The 25657-nt window shown below is 54.0% G+C and carries 21 protein-coding genes; 2 read left to right on the forward strand and 19 right to left on the reverse strand.

Annotated features, from left to right (window positions below; genetic code table 11):
* Positions 1 to 30 precede the first annotated feature (30 nt).
* The 11 genes from tolB to mngA all read right to left on the reverse strand — a co-directional run bounded on the left by tolB (position 31) and on the right by mngA (position 12927).
* Positions 31 to 1323: a Tol-Pal system beta propeller repeat protein TolB gene (gene tolB / locus PYR66_16335; GenBank protein WEF30477.1), complete on the reverse strand. Its 1293-nt coding sequence runs from the start codon at positions 1321 to 1323 to the stop codon at positions 31 to 33.
* Between the two features lie 132 nt (positions 1324 to 1455).
* Positions 1456 to 2751 (reverse strand): cell envelope integrity protein TolA, encoded by a 1296-nt coding sequence (gene tolA / locus PYR66_16340; protein WEF26869.1) that lies wholly within the window; start codon positions 2749 to 2751, stop codon positions 1456 to 1458.
* A gap of 87 nt (positions 2752 to 2838) precedes the next feature.
* The gene (gene tolR / locus PYR66_16345; protein WEF26870.1) at positions 2839 to 3267 is read right to left on the reverse strand and encodes a colicin uptake protein TolR; all 429 of its coding nucleotides are present in this window, start codon (positions 3265 to 3267) and stop codon (positions 2839 to 2841) included.
* Between the two features lie 3 nt (positions 3268 to 3270).
* Positions 3271 to 3963 (reverse strand): Tol-Pal system protein TolQ, encoded by a 693-nt coding sequence (gene tolQ, locus PYR66_16350; protein ID WEF26871.1) that lies wholly within the window; start codon positions 3961 to 3963, stop codon positions 3271 to 3273.
* Entirely contained in the window at positions 3960 to 4364 is a 405-nt protein-coding gene (gene ybgC / locus PYR66_16355) for a tol-pal system-associated acyl-CoA thioesterase (protein WEF26872.1), read from the reverse strand. The genes tolQ and ybgC overlap by 4 nt, the downstream gene beginning before the upstream one ends.
* A 160-nt stretch (positions 4365 to 4524) precedes the next feature.
* On the reverse strand, positions 4525 to 4815 hold the full coding sequence (gene ybgE / locus PYR66_16360) for a cyd operon protein YbgE (GenBank protein ID WEF26873.1): 291 nt from the start codon (positions 4813 to 4815) through the stop codon (positions 4525 to 4527).
* Positions 4815 to 4931 carry a cytochrome bd-I oxidase subunit CydX gene (gene cydX, locus PYR66_16365; GenBank protein ID WEF26874.1) on the reverse strand — a complete coding sequence of 39 codons (117 nt, stop codon included), beginning with the start codon at positions 4929 to 4931 and terminating at the stop codon, positions 4815 to 4817. Before cydX ends, ybgE begins: the two co-directional genes overlap by 1 nt.
* A gap of 15 nt (positions 4932 to 4946) precedes the next feature.
* Positions 4947 to 6086 carry a cytochrome d ubiquinol oxidase subunit II gene (cydB, locus tag PYR66_16370; protein WEF26875.1) on the reverse strand — a complete coding sequence of 380 codons (1140 nt, stop codon included), beginning with the start codon at positions 6084 to 6086 and terminating at the stop codon, positions 4947 to 4949.
* A gap of 15 nt (positions 6087 to 6101) precedes the next feature.
* Positions 6102 to 7670: a cytochrome ubiquinol oxidase subunit I gene (gene cydA, locus PYR66_16375; GenBank protein WEF30478.1), complete on the reverse strand. Its 1569-nt coding sequence runs from the start codon at positions 7668 to 7670 to the stop codon at positions 6102 to 6104.
* A 683-nt stretch (positions 7671 to 8353) separates the two neighbouring features.
* The gene (mngB, locus tag PYR66_16380; GenBank protein ID WEF26876.1) at positions 8354 to 10987 is read right to left on the reverse strand and encodes a mannosylglycerate hydrolase; all 2634 of its coding nucleotides are present in this window, start codon (positions 10985 to 10987) and stop codon (positions 8354 to 8356) included.
* A 23-nt stretch (positions 10988 to 11010) separates the two neighbouring features.
* Positions 11011 to 12927 (reverse strand): PTS 2-O-a-mannosyl-D-glycerate transporter subunit IIABC, encoded by a 1917-nt coding sequence (gene mngA / locus PYR66_16385; GenBank protein WEF26877.1) that lies wholly within the window; start codon positions 12925 to 12927, stop codon positions 11011 to 11013.
* 172 nt (positions 12928 to 13099) lie between these two features.
* On the opposite strand from mngA, the gene PYR66_16390 reads away from it, so the two are divergent.
* Entirely contained in the window at positions 13100 to 13816 is a 717-nt protein-coding gene (locus tag PYR66_16390; GenBank protein WEF26878.1) for a GntR family transcriptional regulator, read from the forward strand.
* A 199-nt stretch (positions 13817 to 14015) separates the two neighbouring features.
* Here PYR66_16390 and sucD read toward each other — a convergent pair whose 3' ends face one another.
* The 8 genes from sucD to sdhC form a co-directional block, all read right to left on the reverse strand.
* Positions 14016 to 14885, reverse strand: a complete 870-nt coding sequence (gene sucD, locus PYR66_16395; protein ID WEF26879.1) for a succinate--CoA ligase subunit alpha — start codon at positions 14883 to 14885, stop codon at positions 14016 to 14018.
* Positions 14885 to 16051, reverse strand: coding sequence for an ADP-forming succinate--CoA ligase subunit beta (gene sucC / locus PYR66_16400; GenBank protein ID WEF26880.1), 1167 nt, complete (start codon positions 16049 to 16051; stop codon positions 14885 to 14887). Before sucC ends, sucD begins: the two co-directional genes overlap by 1 nt.
* Before the next feature lie 104 nt (positions 16052 to 16155).
* On the reverse strand, positions 16156 to 17373 hold the full coding sequence (gene odhB, locus PYR66_16405) for a 2-oxoglutarate dehydrogenase complex dihydrolipoyllysine-residue succinyltransferase (protein ID WEF26881.1): 1218 nt from the start codon (positions 17371 to 17373) through the stop codon (positions 16156 to 16158).
* Positions 17374 to 17387: 14 nt separating this feature from the next.
* On the reverse strand, positions 17388 to 20195 hold the full coding sequence (gene sucA / locus PYR66_16410) for a 2-oxoglutarate dehydrogenase E1 component (GenBank protein ID WEF26882.1): 2808 nt from the start codon (positions 20193 to 20195) through the stop codon (positions 17388 to 17390).
* A 255-nt stretch (positions 20196 to 20450) separates the two neighbouring features.
* On the reverse strand, positions 20451 to 21167 hold the full coding sequence (sdhB, locus tag PYR66_16415) for a succinate dehydrogenase iron-sulfur subunit SdhB (GenBank protein ID WEF26883.1): 717 nt from the start codon (positions 21165 to 21167) through the stop codon (positions 20451 to 20453).
* A gap of 15 nt (positions 21168 to 21182) precedes the next feature.
* Entirely contained in the window at positions 21183 to 22949 is a 1767-nt protein-coding gene (sdhA, locus tag PYR66_16420; protein ID WEF26884.1) for a succinate dehydrogenase flavoprotein subunit, read from the reverse strand.
* On the reverse strand, positions 22949 to 23296 hold the full coding sequence (gene sdhD, locus PYR66_16425) for a succinate dehydrogenase membrane anchor subunit (GenBank protein ID WEF26885.1): 348 nt from the start codon (positions 23294 to 23296) through the stop codon (positions 22949 to 22951). The genes sdhA and sdhD overlap by 1 nt, the downstream gene beginning before the upstream one ends.
* On the reverse strand, positions 23290 to 23694 hold the full coding sequence (gene sdhC / locus PYR66_16430) for a succinate dehydrogenase cytochrome b556 subunit (GenBank protein ID WEF26886.1): 405 nt from the start codon (positions 23692 to 23694) through the stop codon (positions 23290 to 23292). The genes sdhD and sdhC overlap by 7 nt, the downstream gene beginning before the upstream one ends.
* A 638-nt stretch (positions 23695 to 24332) precedes the next feature.
* Here sdhC and gltA point away from each other — a divergent pair.
* Positions 24333 to 25616, forward strand: coding sequence for a citrate synthase (gltA, locus tag PYR66_16435; protein WEF26887.1), 1284 nt, complete (start codon positions 24333 to 24335; stop codon positions 25614 to 25616).
* The last annotated feature ends 41 nt before the right edge of the window (positions 25617 to 25657 follow it).

The following is a 25657-nucleotide window of genomic DNA, read 5'->3' on the forward strand; positions in this document are numbered from 1 at the left end:
TTGATTCCTTTAATAATCAATTATTTATTATCACAGATACGGCGACCAGGCAGGGAATTTGACCTGTCCATCAGTTGCCGGAAGACGCGCTTTGAAACGCCCATCTGTAGAAACCAGATTCAGCACGGATCCCATCCCCTGAGAAGAGCTGTAGATTACCATAGTGCCGTTAGGTGCCAGACTTGGCGTTTCATCTAAAAACGTTGATGACAGAACCTGTACACCACCCGCTTCCAGATCTTGTTTAGCAATGTGTTGCTGACCGTTGGCCGAGCTTACCATTACCATAATTTTACCATCAGCGCTGACGTCAGCATCCTGGTTCTGCGAACCTTCCCAGGTAATGCGCTGCGGCGTACCGCCGTTGACGTTCACTTTATACACCTGAGGACGGCCGGCCTGGTCGGAAGTAAACGCCAGGTTCTGGCTATCCGGGAACCAGCTTGGTTCGGTGTTATTGCTGCGACCGTTGGTCACCTGACGGATCTGGCCGGAACCGAGGTCCATCACATACAGGTTCAGGCTACCGGTTTTCGACAGAGCGAACGCCAGTTTGCTGCCGTCCGGCGAGAATGCCGGCGCGCCGTTATGCTGCGGGAAGGAAGCGATCTGACGGATCGCGCCATTCGCCAGGGTCTGGACAACCAGCGCGGAACGGCCGCTTTCGAAGGTTACATAGGCCAGTTTAGAACCGTCCGGAGACCATGCCGGCGACATCAGCGGCTGTGATGAACGGTGTACCAGGAACTGGTTGTAGCCATCGTAGTCAGAGACGCGCAGCTCATACGGGAACTGGCCGCCGTTGGTCTGAACCACGTAAGCGATACGGGTACGGAAAGCGCCTTTAATTGAGGTCAGCTTTTCAAATATCGCGTCACTGGCAGTGTGCGCGGCATAGCGCAGGTACTGCTTGGTCACTTTAAAAGAGCCTTGCGCCAGAGTAGTGCCCGGCGCGCCGCCGGTATCCACCAGCTGATACGCAACCTGGTAAGAACCATCCGGGTTTGGCGTTACCTGGCCTACGACCACGGCGTCAATACCCAGCGCGGACCATGCCGCAGGCTGTACTTCCTGAGCGCTACCCGGCTGCTGAGGCAGGCGCGAGCGATCCAGCGGATTAAACTTGCCGCTGTTGCGCAGGTCAGCCGCAACCACGCCGCCAATGTCTTCAGGTGCAGCGCCCGGTCCAGCCCACTGGAATGGCACCACGCCGATTGGGCGAGCCGAGTCCACCCCTTGGGTGATCTCGATGCGTACTTCTGCGTGCAGCACCGCCGCCCACAGCATCAAAAAACCAAATGCTACTCGTAATGCCTGCTTCATCATATCTCCCTTATCCGGGCGGAAAGCCCACGATAATTTAGCAGAATGTTAACAAACCCAAATACACAAAACTACCAAAACCCTGTGACTACCATAGATTGTTTTTCCCCGCTTGCACGGGGAATTTTCTATTTATGGTTTAAAGTCCAGTGGCGCATTTTTGAATGTTTCATAAACAGCCTGTGACGGCGGTTTAGGGAACTTCGTCATCCGGTTTGTCGCCGCCAGCATTTGCTGACAGAACGCCGGATCGCCGCCTTCCGATTTCACACTTAACAATGTTCCATCCTGAGCCAGGTTAACGCGCAACGTACAGACTTTACCCTTGTACGTATCCCAGTCGTAGAGATGGCCTTTAATCGCGGCCTGAACCTGCGATATGTAGTTGGCAATCTCAGCCTGAGAAGCGCCACCCTGCCCCTGCTTACTTCCTTTAGCAGGAGAAGAGCCCCCAGCGCTACCGCTGGTGTTACCTTTCGGCGCATTCTTACCTGAGCTCAGGTCACCAAGAAGGTCGTCAACGCCATTCGCTTCTTTTGCTGCAGCGGCTTTCTTCGCGGCGGCAGCCTTAGCGGCAGCGGCTTTCGCTGCTTTATCGGCGGCAGCCTTTTCAGCAGCGGCGGCTTTGGCGGCAGCAGCTTTCTCTGCTGCTGCCGCTTTTTCCGCGGCGGCCTTCTCGGCAGCGGCTTTTTCAGTTGCCGCTTTCTGGGCGGCGGCTTTTTCTGCCGCAGCCTGTTTAGCCGCTTCCTGTTGGGCTTTTTTCTCGGCCTGCTGCTGCGCTTTTTTCTCAGCATCTTGCTGAGCTTTCTTCGCCGCTTCCGCTTCGGCTTTCTTCTGCGCATCCGCAGCCGCTTTCGCCGCTTCGGCTTCAGCCTGTTTCTTCGCATCGGCAGCAGCTTTAGCGGCAGCCGCTTCCGCGACTTTCGCCTGGGCATCGGCCTTCGCTTTCGCATCGGCGGCCGCTTTGGCCGCGGCTTCCTGCGCCTCTTTCGCCTGAGCATCCGCTTTCGCTTTTGCCGAGGCGGCAGCCTTGGCTGCGGCTTCTTCAGCTTGTTTCTGCTGCTCTTTAGCCTCTTTCGCGGCTTCCTGCGCCTGCAGACGTTCTTGTTCCATCTGCTTCAGGCGTTCCTGTTCGGCAGCCTGTTTTTCCCGCAGCTCTTCGGCCTGCTGCTGAGCCTGTTTTTCACGCTGCTCGGCAGCGCGACGAGCGCTGGACTGCTGTTGCTGCTGGCGGTTGTAGTTGTTTACCACCGCCCCAGGATCGACCATGACCGCATCGATGGAAGAACCTCCGCCGCCACCGGCTGAAGCATCCAGATGCTCGTCGAACGAACTCCAGATCAGCAGCGCAATCAATATGATGTGCAGCACCACTGAAACTATGATCGCTCGTTTAAGCTTATCGTTTTGTTCGGTTGCCTTTGACACTATCGGTTCCCAAAAACTGTTCGCCTGTTGCCGCTGAGCAGCGGCGGAAGACTGTCGATTTCCGCCGCCGCGCGCTTCACGGGCCGATTAAATAGGCTTGGTCATTAAGCCAACCGATTTAACCCCTGCGCTATGCAACAGGTTAAGCGCTTTAATAATTTCATCGTAAGGCACATCTTTCGCGCCACCAATGAGGAACACCGTCTTCTCATTCGCTTCGAGGCGGCGTTTCGCTTCGGCAATCACCTGCTCCGGCGGCAGTTGAGACAGCGTTTCCTGACCAACTTTCACGCTGTACTGCCCTACACCGGAGACTTCAACGATAACCGGTGGTTCATCGTTGCTTTTCACCGCTTGCGACTCCGTGGCGTCCGGCAGATCGACTTCCACGCTCTGCGTAATGATCGGCGCTGTCGCCATAAAGATAAGCAACAGCACCAACAGGACATCCAGCAGCGGAACGATGTTAATCTCGGACTTCAGTTCGCGACGTCCGCGTCCACGTGCTCTGGCCATGGCTTACCCCTTATTGCTTTCGCTGCTGGTAAACGCCTGACGGTGCAGAATGGCGGTGAACTCTTCCATAAAGTTGTCGTAGTTCAATTCAAGTTTGTTCACGCGCTGGTTCAGACGGTTGTACGCCATCACCGCAGGGATCGCGGCGAACAGGCCGATTGCCGTGGCGATCAGCGCTTCGGCGATACCTGGCGCAACCATTTGCAGCGTCGCCTGCTTCACCGCACCAAGAGCGATAAAGGCGTGCATGATCCCCCAGACGGTACCGAACAGGCCGATATACGGGCTGATGGAACCGACGGTACCGAGGAACGGAATATGCGTTTCCAGGTTTTCCAGTTCGCGGTTCATCGAAATGCGCATCGCGCGCGACGCCCCTTCGACAATCGCTTCCGGCGCATGGCTGTTCGCACGATGCAGACGAGCGAACTCTTTAAAGCCGCTGTAGAAAATCTGCTCCGAACCGGCGAGGCTATCGCGACGCCCCTGGCTTTCCTGATACAGGCGAGACAGCTCAATGCCGGACCAGAACTTATCTTCGAAAGCTTCAGCTTCGCGGCTGGCCGAATTAAGGATACGCGTTCTCTGAATGATAATGGCCCAGGAAGCGATAGAAAAACCAATCAAAATCAACATGATAAGTTTAACCAGAAGGCTCGCCTTCAGGAACAAATCAAGGATATTCATGTCAGTCACTGCTTAAACTCCGCGACAATAGACTTGGGAAGCGCACGAGGCTTCATTAAGAGTGGATCAACGCACACAATGAGAACCTCAGCTTCGTTTAAAACTGTATTCTCCGCGTTGACGATTCGCTGCGTGAAAACCAAAGAGGTGCCTCGCATCGAGGTGATTTCCGTCTGGATTTCGAGCATGTCGTCGAGTCTGGCGGGCGCAAAATACTCTAACGTCATTTTGCGAACGACAAAGGCAACTCGTTCAGCCAACAGTACCTGCTGACTGAAGTGATGATGGCGCAGCATCTCTGTGCGTGCTCTTTCATAAAAAGCGACGTAACTGGCGTGGTAAACCACACCACCGGCATCGGTATCTTCGTAGTAGACCCGGACCGGCCATCGAAACAGCGTTGTATTCACTTTACATCCCGGTAATGCAAAAAAAGAGTAGTGCTTTCAAACTTCGCTACTATACGCGCGGGAATCGTGGTTTGGAATGGGAGAAAGTAAACGGCGAGTAAATTTTTATGGGCTTATGCAAGCCCATGCGGTTAACAGAGTTTTCTTATACTCTTATCTTTCAAAAGAAGAAAAAAATCAGGCCTGCGAAGAGAACAATATCAGCGATAAGTGGACAAAAAATCCCCTGCCAGTGCACGGCTCTCGGGCGGAAACCGACACCGTGAATGACGCCAGCGCACACAGCCCACATCAGCAAGAAACCATGCCAGATTTCCAGCTCGCTGGTCTTCGCCGCAAAACGCGACGGATCCCAGAAGATGCAGCCTGCCAACAGCAGCGCCATCAGTAAGGAAAGCGCCCTTAACGGGCGCTTGTCCATTATCGCGTAAAGAGTAGCGATAATTTTCATCAATGCTCTTCTTTTTTACCTGCTTTGGTGGCTTCCACGTGCTCAAGCGCCAGCGCGGTAATAACCCCAAAGGCACAGGCAAGAAGCGTTCCCAAAATCCATGCGAAGTACCACATATATAGCTCCTTACCTTAGTACAGCGAGTGGGTGTTCTTTTCGATGTCTTCGCGAGTGATACGACCGAACATCTTCCAGTAACACCAGGTGGTGTACGCGAGGATAATCGGCACGAACACGATAGCCACGTAAGTCATCAGATTCAGCGTCAGCTGGCTGGACGTCGCATCCCACATGGTCAGGCTAACGTTCATCATCGTGCTGGACGGCATGATGAATGGGAACATAGCGATACCCGCGGTCAGGATGATGCAGGCCAGGGTCAGCGAAGAGAACAGGAACGCCCAGGCGCCCTTATCTATACGGGTCATCAACAGCGTCAGCAGCGGCAGCACCACACCCAGAGCCGGGATAGCCCACAGCGCTGGCATGTTGTTGAAGTTCACCAACCAGGCGCCTGCCTGACGAGCGACTTCTTTGGTCAGCGGGTTAGACGGCGCAGAGTGGTCGATCGCCGACGTTACGACATAACCATCGATACCGTACATCACCCACACGCCCGCCAGCAGGAAGCAGACCAGCGTCACCAGCGCCGCCACCGAAGAGACGGTGCGGGTACGCAGGTGCAGTTCGCCTGCGGTACGCATCTGCAGGTAGGTTGCGCCCTGAGTCAGGATCATCGCCACGCTGACAATACCCGCCAGCAGACCAAACGGGTTCAGCAGCTGGAAGAAGTTGCCGGTGTAGTACAGACGCATGTATTCATCCATGTGGAACGGCACACCCTGCAGCAGGTTGCCGAATGCCACGCCGATCACCAGCGGCGGCACGAAGCTACCAATAAAGATGCCCCAGTCCCACATGTTGCGCCAGCGGGTGTCTTCAATCTTAGAACGGTAGTCGAAACCAACCGGACGGAAGAATAAAGACGCCAGCACCAGAATCATCGCCACATAGAAACCGGAGAACGCCGCGGCATAGACCATCGGCCAGGCAGCGAACAACGCGCCGCCGGCGGTGATGAGCCACACCTGGTTTCCGTCCCAGTGCGGAGCGATGGAGTTGATCATGATGCGACGCTCGGTGTCATTACGACCGAGGAAACGGGTGAGCATGCCCACCCCCATATCGAAACCATCGGCGACAGCAAAGCCAATCAGCAGAATGCCGATCAGTAGCCACCAGATTAAACGCAATACTTCATAATCGATCATTTGACGACTCCTGTCTTAGCGTGCCGGCTGAGTAGTCGCGGAGGACTGCTCGTAGTGGTAACGACCGGTTTTCAGGCTGCTAGGCCCACGGCGTGCGAATTTGAACATCAGGTACAGCTCCGCCACCAGGAACAGGGTGTACAGACCGCAAATCAGCAGCATCGAGAAGATCAGGTCGCCGGCAGTCAGCGAAGAGTTCGCGACGGCTGTCGGTAGCACCTCACCAATCGCCCACGGTTGACGGCCATACTCCGCCACAAACCAACCAGACTCAATGGCGATCCACGGCAGCGGAATAGCGTACAGCGCAATGCGCAGCAGCCATTTTTTCTCGCCGACCTGGTTACGCAGAACCGTCCAGAAGGACGCGGCGATGATACCCAGCATCAGGATGCCGCACGCCACCATGATACGGAAGGCGAAGTACAGCGGCGCCACGCGCGGAATTGAATCTTTGGTCGCTTTGGCGATCTGATCTTCCGTCGCATCGGAGACGTTCGGGGTATAGCGCTTCAGCAGCAGGCCATAGCCGAGGTCTTTCTTAACATGGTTAAATTCGTCGCGAATCGCCTGATCGGTCGAACCGGCACGCAGTTGCTCCAGCAGCGAGTAAGCTTTCATCCCGTTACGGATACGCTCTTCGTGCTGCGCCAGCAGATCTTTCAGACCGATAACCGGTTTATCCACTGAACGGGTGGCAATGATGCCAAGCGCATAAGGGATTTGAATCGCGAAGCGGTTAGTTTGCGCATCCTGATCGGGAATACCAAACAGGGTGAAAGCGGCCGGTGCTGGCTGCGTTTCCCATTCCGCTTCGATGGCGGCGAGTTTGGTTTTCTGCACGTCGCCCATTTCGTAACCGGATTCGTCACCCAGGACGATAACGGAAAGAATCGCCGCCATGCCGAAGCTGGCTGCAATCGCGAAGGAACGTTTAGCGAAGGCGAAGTCACGACCGCGCAGCATATAGTAGGAGCTGATGCCAAGAACGAACATCGCGCCGCACACATAGCCGGAAGCCACCGTGTGGACGAATTTAACCTGAGCAACCGGGTTCAGGACCAGTTCGGAGAAACTGACCATCTCCATACGCATGGTTTCGAAGTTGAAATCCGATGCAATCGGGTTCTGCATCCAGCCGTTGGCAACCAGGATCCACAACGCGGAGAGGTTGGAGCCCAGAGCGACAAGCCAGGTTACCGCCATGTGTTGGACTTTGCCCAGACGATCCCAACCGAAGAAGAACAGACCTACAAAGGTAGATTCGAGGAAGAAGGCCATCAAACCTTCAATGGCCAGCGGCGCACCGAAGATATCGCCCACATAATGAGAATAGTACGACCAGTTAGTCCCGAACTGGAACTCCATGGTCAAACCGGTTGCGACACCCAGAGCGAAGTTGATACCAAACAACTTGCCCCAGAATTTGGTCATATCTTTATAAATCTGTTTGCCGGAAAGGACGTAGACCGTTTCCATGATGGCCAGCAGGAACGCCATACCGAGCGTTAGCGGCACAAACAGGAAGTGGTACATCGCGGTCAAGGCAAACTGTAAGCGCGACAGTTCGACTATATCTAACATCATGACTCCTTGCTCATCGCATGAAGACTCCGAGAGTGAACCCCGTTAGATAAGGATTCACACGCATGCCCCAATACAAATTATTCGCATCCTTGTCGTCGCTATTAACCTGATGAAGGATAAAAGCAATGGCGATAGGTTACAAATACGTTAATAAAAAACCCAAATTGATCCCGCAAATATAATACGCTGCAAAACCCTTACAATAAACAGGTTTTTATTGAATCACATTTACGTTTTACGACGGTGATCAATTTATAGCAAAACTACTACTTTTCAGCCATTTTGATCGGCGACAATTTAACGTCTTTTGGCATCTTTTTCCAAGGATTAAACATTGATTTAAATCAAAAACAGTCGTCATTGTTAACCATGTTTAATAGCGGTAAGAATGGTAAAAACCATGTTAACAGTATGTACACAGTAGGTGTGGGTAGTTATCAAAAGCGGGGAATTAGATAAATGGACGTAATTTTAATTAACCTGTGAGGACGGCCTATTTTCACATTCGCATAAACAGATAAGGATAGTCGCCTCTCCATACTTTGCCATTATTTTGCTACAACTCGGTGCAATTACATTTAATTTACTTTTATCAGCCACAAAATTAACACCGACAGGTAACTATTCAACGATAAAAAAAGGCCGCATCGTCCGCAGCCTTTTGTTCATTTCTCACGTTATCAGGCTATCTGAATGCTAAACGTGCGCGACTGCCCCGGGCGAAACACCCCCGTAATGCGTTTATTTTCATCCTCAGCCTCCTGTATCCGCTCATTCATGTCAGTTTCAGAAAGCCGCTTCATCTCCCTATTCACTGATAAGGCGACATCACAAGGAGTTGACTCCGATGGATTGAATAAGCGCAGAATCATCTCATCGCGGTCTTCTGCCTTTTTCAGCGCACTCAGCAGACACCCTGTTGGTGACAGGGTCAGTAAACTGTAACTGTCCGGCGATGTAAACGCGGCACGGTTAAGTTTCATCGCATCCCAGGGGATTTTGTTATAACAGTGGACTGGCGTCAGCCATGCCTTCGCCTGCTGCGCAACCCCCGCGCCTTCGGGCCCGCCACTAAAGCTAAAGAGGCTAAAGCGGCAGTGATGCAGACCACGAACCTGTGAATCAGGCACCGGCATTTTTATGCCTGACGGTCTACCCGGGCGCAGCAGTAAATCTTCCTTGCCGAGCACCCCTACCCCACGCAAAAGCGTCAGGGCAAATGTCTTTTTGTCGTCACCGACAATTTCAAATTCCCGCAGCCCCTCAGTAAACAACGCCATTCCATTACGTCTTTCCTGAAGAACGGCATAGTTGAGTAGATTCCAGACCGGCAGCGGTGCTTCTTTCCACCCCTCCTCCCGCCAGTTTGCCATCGCTTCATCGATAACGGGGCGTCTCAGAGAGCCAAACTGTGTATCGGCCAACACCTCGTCAGTATGAAACGGCGTAGGAATCAAAACGCGAACACGATGATCATCAGCCTGATTATTCAGGCGAACCTGCACATCAATACGCCTGCTGTTGTGACTGAGCGTCACCTCAGCCTCCACGCCAAGCAGACCATTTTGCTGACGGGCTGCGCGCTCGGCCAGATTTGCGGGAACCGCCATCTGATACCGGATCGTCGCTCGGCTTTGCCACCCTTCATGAACAACCTCAACGTCATGCCTCCATTGCGCTGAAGTAAGCCGCCACTCTTCCCTTGATGGAGAGTAGTCGTACTCGTCGCCATCATCGGAACTCTCTTCGATTTCCAGCACGCGGTCATAAATAAGACCCGATTCTTTATCGCACAAACGCAGCGTACCGTCGTTATTGATATCAATTTTCCAGAAAGCATTTTCCAGCAACGCCTCGGGGTCCTTGACCGGCGGACGCACGTTGCCGACGGTATGAGGTTCAATATAAAGCGTGCAGTATCCCATTGAGGGCAGGATCCGGCTGAGCTGGATATCAAACTCCATGAATGGTTCGTAGTTGCCATAATGAACAATTTGTCGGTCAATCAATCCAGGATCAAGCTCGCGTGCGCTGCGAATAAAATAGGGGATGTCATTGCCTTTATCATCCCGCAGACGAAATTGTCTGGCACGCAGCCGAATCGTGGTGTTAATGACCTCTTCACGGGGCCAGGGCATCAGGTTGAACATCACCAACTTGTCTTCATCGGTCTGCGGCATGCTGTCGGCGATCTTACGCATATAAAAACGCGCCAGGTTGTCAGCCATATCCTCTGCCCGTTCAAATCGGGAAACTATCTCGCGATGAACTTTGTCACTGCAGCAGCAGCCAATACTGTCGTGGGCATGATTTTTCAGGATCTCTTTCCACATTTTTTCCAGCAGGCCATGGTGATATTCGAAGCCTAACGTCCAGGCGAGCGTCGCCAGCGGCTCCAGAATATGAACAATTTTGTGCTCAATGCGGGCATGAGCAATTTTAATGTCCATGCGTGTGGAACCAATCGTCCGATGCACGCGCATATATTTCCCGTCGATAAATTCGCCGCGCAGCGTCGCCAGTTCGCTACGGTGAGCCTCAATATGTTCAAAGACCTCCTCGAAGCGGCTCATGACAAATTTGCGCTGGGGATAGATTTCCCGCAGTTTATCCATCACCGCAAAGATATTTTGCTGCAATGGCATCTGATCGTGGCCGTTTGGCAGCAATATCTCTTTCGTCACCGAGGCTTTTTCAAGCACCTCAAAATAGCTATCAAGCCGCTTACGCAGCCCGGCTTCATCCTCCGGTAAGTACTTACCAATCGCGTAGCCCAGCGGCAGCACCTGCGCCGTGACTTCGCTACCATCCGTGCTTTGCCATAAAAACTCCGTTTTATCGGTACCGTGACGCTCTGAGCATCCGCGCCAGAACATCGTGCGGGTGATGCCGAATCCGTTATAGATATGCGGGAGCTGTCCGGACATGCCAAATGAATCCGGGAGATAGCCAATTTTCATCGGCTCACCGAACGCCATGCTGTCACGGATACCGTACATCAGATTACGAACGATCGATTCGCCGGAGACAATGGTCGTGTCCGTCTGGGTATACCACGGCCCAATAATCAATTTCCCGGCCTCGACCAGCCTTTTCACCCGCTCACGGTTTTCCGGCTTCACGGCGAAATAATCCTCCAGCACCGCCGTCTGTCCGTCGAGGACGTAATATTTGTACTCCTCATCCTGCTCTAACCGAGCAAGGATCTCCTCCATATTATTTACGAGGAGAATACGCGACTCTTCGGTGGTGAAGTACCACTCACGGTCCCAGTGCATATGTGGCGTAATATGAACGCGAGATACAGCTTTCATCTTCGTTTCCTGTTCGTGAGTATTTATGGCATGACGTCTTCGGTCATGTATTTGCCGCTTTGAACGGCCTGGCGTCGCCAGAAAAGTAAAATGATCGTCGAGATAGCCGTCCCCACTAGCGCCGCGCCAAGCCAGCCCGCTGCCGCAGTGATAGCGCCCATCCCGGCCGGGTGAAGTAAAAAGAGAGAGAAAATACCTGCGCCCGGCGTTGATAACCCTATTCCCATCGCCCCGATAATCGCGCCTGTGACCATCGAGCCCAGAACGAATGAACCGATAACTCTCAGCGGATCTTCAATCGCCATCGGGATTGCCCCTTCAGTGATCCCCGCAAGCCCCAGCAGCCACGTTGATTTACCGGTTTCGATTTCGAATGGTTTAAAGAGATGAGGAGCCAACATCGTTGAAGCGGTGACGGTAAAAGCAGAGACCATTTTGACAGAGGCAAAAATGGCATAAGGTCCATAGACACCATTCGCCATCGCCCCCAGGCAAAACGCGTATGCTGCTTTATTCACTGGGCCACCCAGATCGAATGAACACATAAAACCCAGAATCGCGCCCAGCAGCAACGCATTTGTGCCTGATAGGCCGTTAAGCCAGGCCGTCAGCGTGTTGTTTATCCATGCCACCGGTTCGCCAATCACAAACAACATCAGGCTGCCCGCGCCCAACACGCCCAGCACCGGGTAGAGATAGTAGGATAAAAAGCCGTTGTAGCGATTATTCAGGCGAATGCGGTTTTTCACCCAGCGCATCAGATAACCCGCAATCAAACCCCCCGCCACCGCCCCTAAAAAACCGGAGCCAATCATGTTAGCGGCGAGACCGGCGGCAAATCCCGGCGCCAGAGCGGGTTTATCCGCCAGCGAATACGCGGTATAGGCCGCAAGCACGGGGACCATCAAAATACCTAGCATGCCGCCGCCGAGTTTACGGTACATCCACAACCACGAATTTTCCTGATCAAATAAATGCTGCAAGCCCAGAATTTGCGCCAGAAGTACGGCGACGGCCAACACCGTCCCTCCCGCAACAATCAGGGGAACCGCATAAGAGATCCCGCTAAGTAGCGCTTGCTTGAGTTCCGTTTTAAGGCTCTTTTTGACGTCTGTTTCGGCCTGAACCTGGTGTTCAACCGATGACGGTTGCAGCGCCAGCGCGCGCTCAATCAGCGCCTGAGCATGGCGCAACGGTTCCGCCACCGGTACGGAGATCGTCGGGATCCCGACAAAACGCTCGCTTTCTTTTATCGCCACTTCGGTGGCGAAAATGCACGCGCGCGCCTCGTTGAGCTGCTGCGCGGTCAGACGCCCTTCAATACCATTGGCCCCCTGCTTTTCAACGACAACGTTCACACCCATCTGCCGCCCGGCTTTTTCCAGGTACTCCGCCGCCATGTAGGTATGCGCAATACCCGCAGGGCAAGCCGTCACGCAGACAATGGTCGGCGCGTTGGCGTTCACGGCGCTCTCGGTTTTTGGCGTTTCAGATTCCAGCGCCGCCAGCAGCGCTTCGACGCTGGTCGCCGCCATCACCCGGGCGCGAAGATCGTCATCGGCAAGGCGCGTCGTCAGTTCGGTCAGGATCTGAATATGGGTGGAACCCGCTTCATCCGGCGGAATAGCCAGCAAAAAGATCATCTCGACGTGTTCCGGCCCATCAACGCCTTCCCATTCCAGCGGTTCGCTTAACGTCGCCACGGCAAAGGCCGCTTTTTTCACGGCTGCCGTTTTGCCGTGCGGCACCGCCAGCCCTTCACCCAACGCCGTCGGTCCCAAAGATTCACGATGAAAGACTTCTGTTAAAAACTCATCACAGTTAGTAATGCAGCCCAGCGCTGCCAACCGCTCAGCCAACTGGCGGATCGCCTCATCCCGGCTGCTAAATCGCGCCTGTATACAGACTGCGCCAGGATGAGTCAGGGTCGTCAGGTTCATAAAGATCCTCACACTCATGTTGTTATTGTCTGAAGAGATTGTGGCAGACAAAATAATACATTTGTGTGATCATTTTCACTAACCACGCCATATTTGTATTAAAATTGTATTGTTTACAAATTATAGATTGGAGGCATAATTTCGGGAAAAGTATTAAACAGGTCATACAAAAATGGGTAATAAACCAAGGTACCGGCAGATAGCCGATGCGCTACGAGAGAAAATCAATACCGGCGAATTAAAGCCTGGCGACGCCTTGCCAACAGAATCCAGTCTTCAGGAGGCATTTAGCGTCAGCCGCGTGACGGTCCGGCAGGCATTAAAGCGGCTGACAGAAGAACAGATCATCGAAAGTATCCAGGGTAGCGGCTCGTATGTGAAAGAAGAGCGGGTAAATTATGATGTCTATCAGCTCACCGGATTCTACGAAAAACTGGCTGATCGAAATGTGGAAACTCACAGCGATGTGAAAGTGTTCGAAGTGGTGAAGGCTGATGCGCGCCTGGCAGAAAAGCTCAACCTCAATCCGGATGACAAAATCTGGCACGTCAAACGCGTACGTTTCATCAAGCAAAAGCCTGTTAACCTCGAAGAGACATGGATGCCGTTGGCCATGTTTGCCGACCTCACCTGGGAAGTGATGGAAAACTCGAAGTATCACTATATTGAACAGAGTAAAAAGATGGTTATCGACCGCAGCGAGCAGGAACTGGTGCCGACGATGCCTTCGGCAGAAGCTATCGCGGCGCTCGCGCTGGATCCGGCAAAACCGATTCTGGAAAAAGTATCACGCGGCTTTCTTAAAGATGGCAGAGTCTTTGAATATAGCCGTAACGTTTTTAATAGCGACGATTACAAATTCACGCTGGTTGCGCGACGTAGACAATAAAAAAGGCCGCTTTACAGCGGCCAACCATGTCGAAATCGGACGATACCCGTCATACTTCACGTTGCAGATACGTTGGCTGCGGTCGCTCACCCCAGTCACTTACTTCAGTAAGCTCCTGGGGATTCACTCTCTTGCCGCCTTCCTGCAACGCGAACTATTTAGGGTATTTAAAGCTCTCCGCAAGGAGAGCTGAGAGGATTTACTTAATGATAGATTTCAGCGCTTCGCCGATATCTGCCAGGCTGCGAACGGTTTTCACACCGGCCGCTTCCAGCGCAGCGAATTTCTCATCAGCAGTACCCTTACCACCAGCGATGATGGCGCCTGCGTGGCCCATACGCTTGCCTTTCGGCGCGGTAACGCCCGCGATGTAGCCGACAACCGGCTTAGTCACGTGCTCTTTGATGTAAGCTGCGGCTTCTTCTTCTGCGCTGCCGCCGATTTCACCGATCATCACGATCGCTTCAGTCTGCGGATCTTCCTGGAACATCTTCAGGATGTCGATGAAGTTGGAGCCCGGGATCGGGTCGCCGCCGATACCGACGCAGGTAGACTGGCCGAAACCGTAGTCAGTGGTCTGCTTAACCGCTTCATAGGTCAGCGTACCGGAGCGGGAAACGATGCCCACTTTACCCGGCTTGTGAATGTGACCCGGCATGATGCCGATTTTGCATTCGCCCGGGGTGATAACACCTGGGCAGTTCGGGCCGATCATGCGCACGCCAGCTTCATCAAGCTTCACTTTCACGGTCAGCATATCCAGCGTCGGGATACCTTCGGTGATGGTGATAATCAGCTTAATGCCTGCGTCGATGGCTTCCAGAATGGAGTCTTTGCAGAACGGAGCCGGAACGTAGATAACGGTCGCGGTCGCGCCAGTTGCTTCAACGGCTTCGCGCACGGTGTTGAACACCGGCAGACCCAGGTGAGTGGTGCCGCCTTTACCTGGCGTTACGCCGCCAACCATCTGAGTACCGTAAGCGATCGCTTGTTCAGAGTGGAATGTACCCTGGCTACCGGTGAAGCCCTGGCAGATAACCTTGGTGTCTTTATTAATTAAAACTGACATTATTTCCCCTCCACTGCGGCAACAACCTGCTGTGCTGCGTCCGTCAGACTTTTCGCTGCAATAATATTCAGGCCGCTGTCAGCCAGTTTCTTCGCACCCAGTTCGGCGTTGTTACCTTCCAGACGTACGACAACCGGTACGTTCACGCCGACTTCTTCGACCGCGCCGATGATGCCGTCAGCGATCAGATCGCAACGAACGATACCACCGAAGATGTTAACCAGAACCGCTTTAACGTTGTCGTCAGAGAGGATGATTTTGAATGCTTCGGTCACGCGCTCTTTGGTTGCGCCGCCGCCAACGTCGAGGAAGTTAGCCGGTTCGCCGCCGTGCAGCTTAACGATGTCCATGGTACCCATCGCCAGGCCTGCGCCGTTAACCATACAGCCGATGTTGCCATCCAGCGCCACGTAGTTCAGTTCCCACTGCGCAGCCTGAGCTTCGCGCGGATCTTCCTGAGACTGGTCGCGCATTTCACGCAGATCCGGTTGGCGGAACAGTGCGTTGCCATCAGCGCCCAGTTTGCCATCGAGGCAGATCAGGTCGCCCTGCTTGGTGATAACCAGCGGGTTAATTTCGATCAGCGCCAGGTCGCGCTCAAGGAAGATAGTCGCCAGGCCCATGAAGATCTTGGTGAACTGCTGAACCTGTTTACCTTCCAGACCCAGTTTGAACGCCAGTTCGCGACCCTGGTAAGGCATCGGGCCCGCCAGCGGATCGATAGCGATTTTGTGGATCAGGTGCGGGGTTTCTTCCGCCACTTTTTCGATTTCCACGCCGCCTTCAGTCGACGCCATGAACACCACGCGACGGGAGCTACGGTCAACAACCGCGCCCAGGTACAGTTCTTTGTCGATATCGGTCGCGGCTTCAACCAGAATCTGGTTGACCGGCTGGCCGTTGGCATCTGTTTGGTAGGTTACCAGGCGTTTGCCCAGCCAATGCTCAGCAAATGCGCGAATCTCTTCTTTACTCTTAACTACTTTCACACCGCCCGCTTTACCGCGGCCACCAGCGTGAACCTGACATTTCACTACCCACGGACCCGCGCCGATTTTTGAAGCGGCTTCTTCTGCTTCACGCGGAGTAGTACAGGCATAACCCACCGGCGCCGGTAAGCCATAGCGGGCAAAAAGTTGTTTTGCCTGATATTCATGTAAGTTCATGTGTTCAGTCCATCCTTCAGGTAATCGTTATCATGTAGCCAACAAACTTGCAGGCCGATGATGTTTTTATTGGCCCGGGCATACGCACCGGGCCATTGTGACTACTACACGTCCAGCAGCAGACGAGTCGGATCTTCCAGCAGCTCTTTAATTGCTACCAGGAAGCCTACCGATTCACGTCCATCGATCAGACGGTGGTCGTAGGAGAGCGCCAGGTACATCATCGGCAGAATTTCTACCTTGCCATTCACCGCCATCGGACGGTCTTTAATGGCATGCATACCCAGAATGGCGCTCTGCGGTGGGTTGATGATCGGCGTGGACATCAGAGAACCGAATACGCCGCCGTTGGTAATGGTGAAGTTACCGCCGGTCAGGTCATCTACGGTCAGCTTGCCGTCACGGCCTTTCACTGCCAGCTCTTTAATATTCTTTTCGACATCCGCCATGCCCAGCAGGTCAACGTCACGCAGAACCGGGGTCACCAGGCCGCGCGGAGTCGAAACCGCCATGCTCACGTCGAAGTAGTTGTGGTAAACCACATCGTCGCCGTCGATGGAAGCGTTCACTTCCGGGTAGCGTTTCAGTGCTTCAACAACGGCTTTCACATAGAAAGACATGAAGCCCAGACGGATACCGTGACGTTTTTCGAACGCTTCGCCGTACTGCTTACGCAGATCCATAATCGGCTTCATGTTGACTTCGTTGAACGTGGTCAGCATGGCGGTAGAGTTTTTCGCTTCCAGCAGACGCTCGGCAACGCGTTTACGCAGACGGGTCATCGGTACGCGCTTCTCAGAGCGGTGGCCCAGTTGAGCAACCGGCGCAGCCGCAGCGGCGGCTGGCGCTTTGGCTTCAGCCTTCGCGCCCGCCAGGTGTTTTTCAACATCTTCGCGAGTCAGGCGGCCGCCAACGCCGGTGCCTTTAATGGCAGCCGCGTCGAGGTTGTGTTCAGCCAGCAGACGACGGATAGCCGGGCTAAGGGCATCGTTGCTCTGCTCTTCCAGAGACGCTTGCTGACGCTGAGCCGGGGTGGACTCTTTCGCATCAACTTTCGCATCCGCAGCTTTACCTGCGCTGTTGCCTTCACGCAGGCGACCCAGAATCTGACGAGACAGCACGGTGGCGCCTTCGTCTTCCAGTACTGCATCCAGAATGCCGTCCGCTGATGCCGGTACTTCCAGTACCACTTTGTCAGTTTCGATTTCGACCAGGACTTCGTCACGAACCACCGCGTCGCCCGGTTTTTTGTGCCAGGTGGCTACGGTTGCGTCAGCTACGGACTCAGGCAGGTCGGGAACCAGAATATCTACGCTACTCATTGTGTATCCTTTAATTAATCGACGTTCAGCGCGTCATTGACCAGATCTTGTTGCTGTTTCTGGTGAACGGACATATACCCTACCGCCGGAGAGGCGGAGGCCGGGCGGCCTGCATAACGCAGAGAGGCCCCAAATGGAACTACTTCACGAAGGTGATGCTGGCTGCAGTACCAAGCGCCCTGGTTGAGCGGCTCTTCCTGGCACCAGACAAAATCATGCACGTGCGCATAGGCTTTCAGCGCTTCCTGTACCGCCTGGTGCGGGAACGGGTAGAGCTGCTCAATACGCACGATAGCGACATCTTTTTGCTCGTTTTTACGGCGCTGTTCCAGCAGGTCGTAATAAACCTTACCAGAGCACAGTACGACGCGCTTCACGGCTTTCGGATCGAGATCGTCGATTTCACCGATGGCTGGCATAAAGGTGCCGTTCGCCAGTTCATCCATGCTGGAAACTGCCAGCGGGTGGCGCAGCAGGGATTTCGGCGACATCACCACCAGCGGACGGCGCATACCGCGCAGCGCCTGACGACGCAGCATGTGGTAAACCTGAGCCGGGGTGGACGGTACGCAAACCTGCATGTTCTGCTCAGCGCACAGCTGCAGATAGCGTTCCAGGCGCGCGGAGGAGTGCTCCGGGCCCTGCCCTTCGTAACCGTGCGGCAGCAGCATAACCAGGCCGCACATACGGCCCCATTTCTGCTCGCCGGAGCTGATGAACTGGTCAATTACCACCTGCGCGCCGTTGGCGAAGTCGCCGAACTGCGCTTCCCAGATGGTCAGGGTGCGCGGTTCCGCGGTGGCGTAACCATATTCAAACGCCAGCACCGCTTCTTCAGACAGGACGGAGTCCCATACGCGGAACTGGCCCTGGCCGTTGTGCACATGCTGCAGCGGAGTATAGGTAGAACCGTTGCTCTGGTTATGAATAACCGCATGACGGTGGAAGAACGTGCCGCGGCCGGAGTCTTCGCCAGACAGACGGACGGCAACGCCTTCGTCAACCAGCGTCGCGTAAGCCAGGTTTTCCGCACCGCCCCAATCGAACATCTTCTCGCCGGCAGCCATCAGCTGGCGGTCGCCGTAGATTTTCGCGACACGAGACTGCATTTCAACGGCTTCCGGCACCGTGCTGATGCGTTTTGCCAGTTCTTGCAGACGTTTCGGTTCAACTTTATCCGGGTAGCTCTCATCCCACTCATGATTGAGGTACGGAGACCAGGTAAAGGAGTGCATATTCATCGGACGCCATTCCTGCACCACGCATTCGCCGGCATCCAGTGCATCGCGGTAAAGGTTAACCTGCTCGGTAGCGTCTTCCAGCGTCGCGACTTTGTCCTGCTCCAGCTTATCAGCATAGATTTTACGCGGGGTCGGATGCTTTTTGATTTTCTGATACATCAGCGGCTGGGTTGCGCTCGGCTCGTCGGCTTCGTTGTGGCCGTGACGGCGGTAGCACACCAGGTCGATGAAGACATCGCGTTTGAAGGTATTGCGGAAATCCAGCGCCAGACGGGTGACGAAAGCAACAGCTTCCGGGTCATCAGCATTAACGTGGAAAATCGGCGCCTGAACCATTTTACCGATGTCGGTGCAGTACGGGGTAGAACGCGCATCCAGCGGGTTGGAGGTAGTAAAGCCAACCTGGTTGTTGATAACGATGCGAACGGTACCGCCCACTTCGTAACCACGCGCTTTAGACATGTTCAGGGTTTCCTGAACCACGCCCTGACCGGTGACCGCGGCATCGCCGTGGATGGTAATCGGCAGAACTTTGTTGCTGCTCGGCTCGTCCAAACGATCCAGACGGGCGCGTACGGAGCCGATAACCACCGGGCTGACGATTTCCAGGTGCGACGGGTTAAACGCCAGCGCCAGGTGAACCAGACCGCCTTCGGTTTCCATATCGGAAGAGAAGCCCATGTGGTACTTCACGTCGCCGGTGCCGAGGTGTTCTTTATGTTTGCCCGCGAATTCGTCGAACAGGTCCTGCGGTTTTTTACCCAGCACGTTGACCAGCACGTTCAGACGACCACGGTGCGCCATGCCCAGCACCACTTCACGGGTGCCGCTCTTGCCAGCGTGGCGAATGATCTCTTTGAGCATCGGGATTAACGCGTCGCCGCCTTCCAGCGAGAAGCGTTTCGCGCCCGGGAATTTCGCGCCGAGATAGCGTTCCAGACCTTCCGCAGCGGTCAGCTCGCCGAGGAAGCGTTTTTTCTCTTCCGCAGTAAAGCTCGCTTTGCCTGCTACTGACTCGATACGCTGCTGGATCCAACGTTTTTCTTCAGTAGAGGTGATGTGCATGTATTCCGCGCCGATGGAGCCGCAGTAGGTTTGCTTCAGCGACGCAATCAGGTCGCCCAGCTTCATCGTATCTTTACCGATGGCGAAAGAACCTACGTTATAGCTTTCCTGGAAATCGGCCTCGGTCAGATCGTGGTAAGTCGGATCGAGATCCGCCACTCTCTCTTGCTGCCACAGTCCCAGCGGATCGAGATTCGCCTGCTGGTGACCACGGAAGCGGTATGCGTTGATGAGCTGCAGGACTTTAACCTGCTTCACATTGGTATCAGGGTCGGATATCGAAGAAGTGTAACGTGAGGCATCCTTCGCCAGTCGACGGAAATAATCACGTGTTTTCGAATGAAATTGATCCGGTTTAACTCCGGTGCCAGGTAACTGCTGGAACATAGAACGCCAGTTGGCGTCAACAGAGTCAGGATCGGTTAAGAAGTCTTCATAGAGCTGTTCTATCCAGCTCTGGTTCGAACCAGAGAGGTAAGAAGAGTCCAGCCAGGCTTTCATTGCGCCGTTCTGCATCGTGATCCCTTAAGCATTTTTATGCTTATTTCGCCGTAGAAACTACCACGCACACCGAGTGTACGTGCCGGGGTTCACTTGTTGCGGACGAGTTGTGGTTTCTATCCGCTAAGGAACCTTTAAAAACTGTCTAACTATCAGGGGCAGTTTTTAGAGGTTTCCTGCTATATCCCCCGGCGGCGCTAGCGCTTGCCGGGGCTACTGCTTTTGGTAGCCCGGATAAGCGCTAGCGCCATCCGGGACAGACCGTGTTGCTTATGCGCTGCGCTGCAGCAACATCGACTTAATATGGCCGATGGCGCGCGTCGGGTTCAGCCCCTTAGGACATACACTGACGCAGTTCATAATGCTGTGACAGCGGAATACGCTGAAAGCATCGCTCAGTCCTTCCAGACGCTCGCTGGTTTCGGTATCGCGGCTGTCGATCAGGAAGCGATACGCGGCCAGGAGGCCAGCCGGGCCGATGAACTTGTCCGGGTTCCACCAGAACGACGGGCAAGACGTCGAACAACATGCGCACAGAATACACTCGTACAGACCATCGAGTTTTTCGCGCTGCTCAGGCATCTGCAGATGCTCACGAGCCGGAGGATTTTGCCCATTATTCAATAAGTAAGGCTTAATCTTCTCATATTGTGCGTAGAATTGCCCCATGTCTACCACCAAATCGCGGACAACCGGCAATCCTGGCAGTGGACGGATAACAATTTTCTTACCCGGCTGATTCAGCGCGGAGATCGGCGTGATGCACGCCAGACCGTTTTTACCGTTCATGTTCAGACCATCGGAACCGCAAACCCCTTCACGGCAAGAGCGGCGGAACGACAGCGACGGATCTTTTTCTTTCAGCTGGATAAGCGCATCCAGCAGCATCATGTCACGACCTTCTTCCGCTTCGAGGGTGTAATCCTGCATATGCGGAGCGTCGTCAACATCCGGGTTATAGCGATAAATTGAAAACTCGAGTTTCATATTCCTGTCTCCGCATTAATAAGTACGAATCTTCGGCGGGAATGCCGGACGCAGTTTCGGTTCCATGTTGACGCTACGACGCGTCATGGATTCCGACTCTGGCAGATACAGGGAATGGCACAGCCAGTTTTCATCATCACGATCCGGGAAGTCGAAGCGGCTATGCGCGCCGCGGCTTTCGGTACGGAAGTTCGCAGATACCGCCGTGGAATATGCGGTTTCCATCAGGTTATCCAGCTCCAGGCACTCGACGCGCTGGGTATTGAACTCGCTGGAGGTGTCGTCCAGACGCGCATTTTTCAGGCGCTCGCGGATCACTTTCAGCTGTTCCAGGCCTTTGTGCATCGCATCGCCTTCGCGGAATACCGAGAAGTTGTGCTGCATACATTCCTGCAGCGCTTTGCGGATAGCAACCGGGTCTTCGCCGGAACGGGTGTTGTTCCAACGGTTGAGGCGGTCCAGAGACCCTTCGACATCGGATTCGCTGGCAGCGCGCAGCGCGCCCTGCTCGGCGATGGATTCCTGCAGATGCAGGCCCGCCGCGCGGCCGAAGACCACCAGGTCCAGCAGCGAGTTGCCGCCCAGACGGTTGGCGCCGTGTACGGATACACAGGCGATTTCGCCAACGGCGAACAGACCCGGAATCACCACGTCTTCGCCCTTCTCATTCACGGTCAGCGCCTGGCCGGTCACTTTGGTCGGAATACCGCCCATCATGTAGTGGCAGGTTGGGATAACCGGAATCGGTTCTTTAACCGGGTCAACGTGCGCAAAGGTACGAGACAGCTCCAGAATGCCCGGCAGACGGGATTCCAGCACTTCTTTACCCAGGTGATCCAGTTTCAGCTTGGCGTGCGGGCCCCACGGACCGTCACAGCCGCGACCTTCACGGATTTCGATCATGATGGAACGCGCCACCACGTCACGACCCGCGAGGTCTTTCGCGTTCGGCGCATAACGCTCCATGAAGCGCTCGCCGTGTTTGTTCAGCAGGTAACCGCCTTCACCGCGGCAACCTTCGGTCACCAGAACCCCTGCCCCGGCGATACCGGTCGGGTGGAACTGCCACATTTCCATATCCTGCACAGGCACGCCTGCACGGATAGCCATCCCTACGCCGTCGCCGGTGTTGATGTGGGCGTTAGTGGTGGACTGATAAATACGGCCTGCGCCGCCGGTTGCCAGCACGGTCGCGTTGGCTTTGAAATACACCACTTCACCGGTTTCGATGCACAGTGCGGTACAACCCACCACGGCGCCATCCTGGTTTTTTACCAGGTCAAGGGCATACCATTCGGAGAAGATAGTGGTGTGGTTTTTCAGGTTCTGCTGGTACAGCGTGTGCAGCAGCGCATGGCCGGTACGGTCAGCTGCCGCCGCAGTACGGGCCGCCTGCTCGCCGCCGAAGTTCTTCGACTGGCCGCCGAACGGACGCTGATAAATACGGCCGTCATCAAGACGGGAGAACGGCAGACCCATATGTTCCAGCTCAAGAATCGCTTCCGGGCCGGTCTTACACATATATTCGATGGCGTCCTGGTCGCCGATATAGTCCGACCCTTTAACGGTGTCGTACATATGCCATTCCCAGTTATCTTCATGGGTATTACCGAGCGCGACGGTGATGCCACCCTGCGCGGAAACGGTATGGGAACGGGTAGGGAAAACTTTGGAGAGCAGCGCACAGGTCTGTCCGCTCTGGGAAATCTGCAGCGCCGCGCGCATACCTGCGCCGCCGGCACCGATTACAACTGCATCAAATTCTCTGACTGGCAATTTCATTACACACCCCACACCACAACAAATCCATAAAGAACGTAAGCCACCAGCGCCACAACGATAATCAGTTGCAGAATCAGGCGCACAGCCAGTGGTTTAACGTAGTCCGTCAACACCTGCCACATACCGATCCAGGCGTGAATCAGGATGGATACGAGAGCCAGCAGGGTAAAGACTTTGGTGAACGCGGAGGAGAAGAATCCGGTCCAGATTTCCCAAGAGATCTCACCGGAGGTGGCGAAGAAGCCAACCATGTAGATGATGTAGAGGGTCAGAACGATGGCGGTAGCACGGACCAGAATAAAGTCATGTACGCCGTTGCGTCCCAGTGCTGAGGCGTTGCTTACCATACGAGGACTCCTGCGAGAAGTGAAAGCACGACAGTAATAACAAAAGAAATTTTGGCGGAGCGTGTCCCTGCTTCGAGGGTTTCTTCCAGATAGCCAAAGTCCATCAACAGATGACGGATACCGACAACGGCGTGGTACGCCAGCGCGGTCAGGATGCCCCACATGATAAACTTCACGAAGAAGCTATTCATAATGGAAGCCGCCGTCAGGAAGCCCTCAGGAGAGGAAAGACTGGTGCCCAGCAACCAAAGCAGAATTCCGACCGCCACAAAAGTGATCACACCGGATACGCGATGGAGAATGGACGCTATCGCCGTGATTGGGAATCGAATCGTTTGTAGATCCAGATTGACAGGTCTTTGTTTTTTCACATTTCTTACCATGAATAACGCCCACATGCTGTTCTTATTGTTTCCTTCCTCCGGTCTGCTTGCGGGTCAGACAGCGTCCTTTCTATAACCAGAAGTCATATTAAAACTCCTTTCCAGGAGTAAAAGCATGACCAAACAACGCTGGGTGGCTCGGGATTGCAGGGTGTTCCGGAGACCTGGCGGCAGTATAGGCCGTTCACAAAATCATTACAATTAACCTACATATAGTTTGTCGGGTTTTGTCCAGAACAGTGATCAAGGTCACGATTACAACATTATTTTAAATTTTAATCACCTGATTTGACAAATATTAAACATTCTTGTTACAACCATTACTAGATTAATGCAATAATGCCCAAAAGTTATGAGGTCATGCTTTCACCTGAGAATAAGTTATGCAACAGTGGATGGTATTGACCGATGTAATCAGGACAGTTATTAGTGGTATATAGGTTTTAATATTCGGGCTGCTAAAACGCTGATTTGCTGCCGTTTCACTCCCGGACTGAAGACGTACCATCAAGCGCCTACGCTCTGTACCCTGCAATTTTCGCGACACAGTGCTGTGAGCAACATAACAATCTGGTAACGTAGTCAGGTTCGGGCCGAATGCAAATCCACCACCCGGCAGCCTTAAGCAATAAAAGGCGCTAAGGAGACCATAAATGTCTGATGCTAAAGCAAAAATCACCCTGGGTGGTGACACTGCTATTGAACTTGATGTGCTAAAAGGCACGCTCGGTCAGGATGTGATTGATATTCGTAGTCTTGGTTCAAAAGGTCTTTTCACCTTCGACCCCGGTTTCACTTCAACAGCCTCGTGTGAATCTAAAATTACTTTTATCGACGGTGATGAAGGTATCCTGCTCCACCGCGGCTTCCCGATCGATCAATTAGCGACCGAGTCAAATTATCTTGAAGTGTGCTACATCCTGTTGAACGGCGAAAAACCGACTCAACAGCAGTACGACGAATTCAAAACCACCGTTACCCGCCACACCATGATCCACGAGCAGATTACCCGTCTGTTCCACGCGTTCCGTCGCGACTCTCACCCAATGGCGGTGATGTGCGGTATTACCGGCGCACTGGCGGCGTTCTATCACGATTCTCTGGACGTCAATAATCCGCGTCACCGTGAAATCGCCGCCTACCGCCTGCTGTCGAAGATGCCGACCATGGCAGCAATGTGTTACAAATATTCTATCGGCCAGCCTTTTGTTTATCCGCGCAACGACCTCTCCTACGCGGGTAACTTCCTGAATATGATGTTCTCCACGCCGTGCGAAACCTACGAGGTTAACCCGGTGCTGGAACGCGCGATGGACCGCATCCTGATCCTGCACGCTGACCACGAGCAGAACGCGTCCACTTCCACCGTACGTACCGCAGGCTCCTCCGGCGCTAACCCGTTCGCGTGTATCGCTGCCGGTATCGCCTCCCTGTGGGGACCGGCGCACGGCGGCGCCAACGAAGCGGCCCTGAAAATGCTGGAAGAAATCAGTTCTGTTGAACACATTCCGGAATTTGTTCGTCGTGCGAAAGATAAGAATGACTCTTTCCGCCTGATGGGCTTCGGCCACCGCGTGTACAAGAACTACGACCCGCGCGCCACCGTGATGCGTGAAACCTGCCATGAAGTGCTGAAAGAACTGGGTACGAAAGACGATCTGCTGGAAGTGGCGATGGAGCTTGAACACATTGCGCTTAACGACCCGTACTTCATCGAGAAGAAACTGTACCCGAACGTCGATTTCTACTCTGGTATCATCCTGAAAGCGATGGGTATTCCGTCTTCGATGTTTACCGTTATCTTCGCGATGGCGCGTACCGTCGGCTGGATTGCCCACTGGAACGAGATGCACAGCGACGGCATGAAAATTGCCCGTCCGCGTCAGCTGTATACCGGCTACGAGAAGCGCGATTTCAAATCCGATCTCAAGAAATAATCTCTGCCCTGCCGGGTTATAGTGATAAAAAATCGGGGAAT

The organism is Klebsiella aerogenes (genome assembly GCA_029027985.1).
GTDB lineage: Bacteria > Pseudomonadota > Gammaproteobacteria > Enterobacterales > Enterobacteriaceae > Klebsiella > Klebsiella aerogenes_A.

Excerpts from the sequence above, each read along its gene's own strand:
- gltA (WEF26887.1), top strand. The coding sequence starts at position 24,333 with ATGTCTGATGCTAAAGCAAAAATCACCCTGGGTGGTGACACTGCTATT.
- mngB (WEF26876.1), bottom strand. The coding sequence starts at position 10,987 with ATGAAAGCTGTATCTCGCGTTCATATTACGCCACATATGCACTGGGAC.
- sucA (WEF26882.1), bottom strand. The coding sequence starts at position 20,195 with ATGCAGAACGGCGCAATGAAAGCCTGGCTGGACTCTTCTTACCTCTCT.
- cydX (WEF26874.1), bottom strand. The coding sequence starts at position 4,931 with ATGTGGTACTTCGCATGGATTTTGGGAACGCTTCTTGCCTGTGCCTTT.
- sucC (WEF26880.1), bottom strand. The coding sequence starts at position 16,051 with ATGAACTTACATGAATATCAGGCAAAACAACTTTTTGCCCGCTATGGC.
- sdhB (WEF26883.1), bottom strand. The coding sequence starts at position 21,167 with ATGAAACTCGAGTTTTCAATTTATCGCTATAACCCGGATGTTGACGAC.
- cydB (WEF26875.1), bottom strand. The coding sequence starts at position 6,086 with ATGATCGATTATGAAGTATTGCGTTTAATCTGGTGGCTACTGATCGGC.
- mngA (WEF26877.1), bottom strand. The coding sequence starts at position 12,927 with ATGAACCTGACGACCCTGACTCATCCTGGCGCAGTCTGTATACAGGCG.
- tolB (WEF30477.1), bottom strand. The coding sequence starts at position 1,323 with ATGAAGCAGGCATTACGAGTAGCATTTGGTTTTTTGATGCTGTGGGCG.
- sdhA (WEF26884.1), bottom strand. The coding sequence starts at position 22,949 with ATGAAATTGCCAGTCAGAGAATTTGATGCAGTTGTAATCGGTGCCGGC.
- sdhC (WEF26886.1), bottom strand. The coding sequence starts at position 23,694 with ATGTGGGCGTTATTCATGGTAAGAAATGTGAAAAAACAAAGACCTGTC.
- tolR (WEF26870.1), bottom strand. The coding sequence starts at position 3,267 with ATGGCCAGAGCACGTGGACGCGGACGTCGCGAACTGAAGTCCGAGATT.
- ybgE (WEF26873.1), bottom strand. The coding sequence starts at position 4,815 with ATGAAAATTATCGCTACTCTTTACGCGATAATGGACAAGCGCCCGTTA.
- cydA (WEF30478.1), bottom strand. The coding sequence starts at position 7,670 with ATGTTAGATATAGTCGAACTGTCGCGCTTACAGTTTGCCTTGACCGCG.
- odhB (WEF26881.1), bottom strand. The coding sequence starts at position 17,373 with ATGAGTAGCGTAGATATTCTGGTTCCCGACCTGCCTGAGTCCGTAGCT.
- sucD (WEF26879.1), bottom strand. The coding sequence starts at position 14,885 with ATGTCAGTTTTAATTAATAAAGACACCAAGGTTATCTGCCAGGGCTTC.
- PYR66_16390 (WEF26878.1), top strand. The coding sequence starts at position 13,100 with ATGGGTAATAAACCAAGGTACCGGCAGATAGCCGATGCGCTACGAGAG.
- sdhD (WEF26885.1), bottom strand. The coding sequence starts at position 23,296 with ATGGTAAGCAACGCCTCAGCACTGGGACGCAACGGCGTACATGACTTT.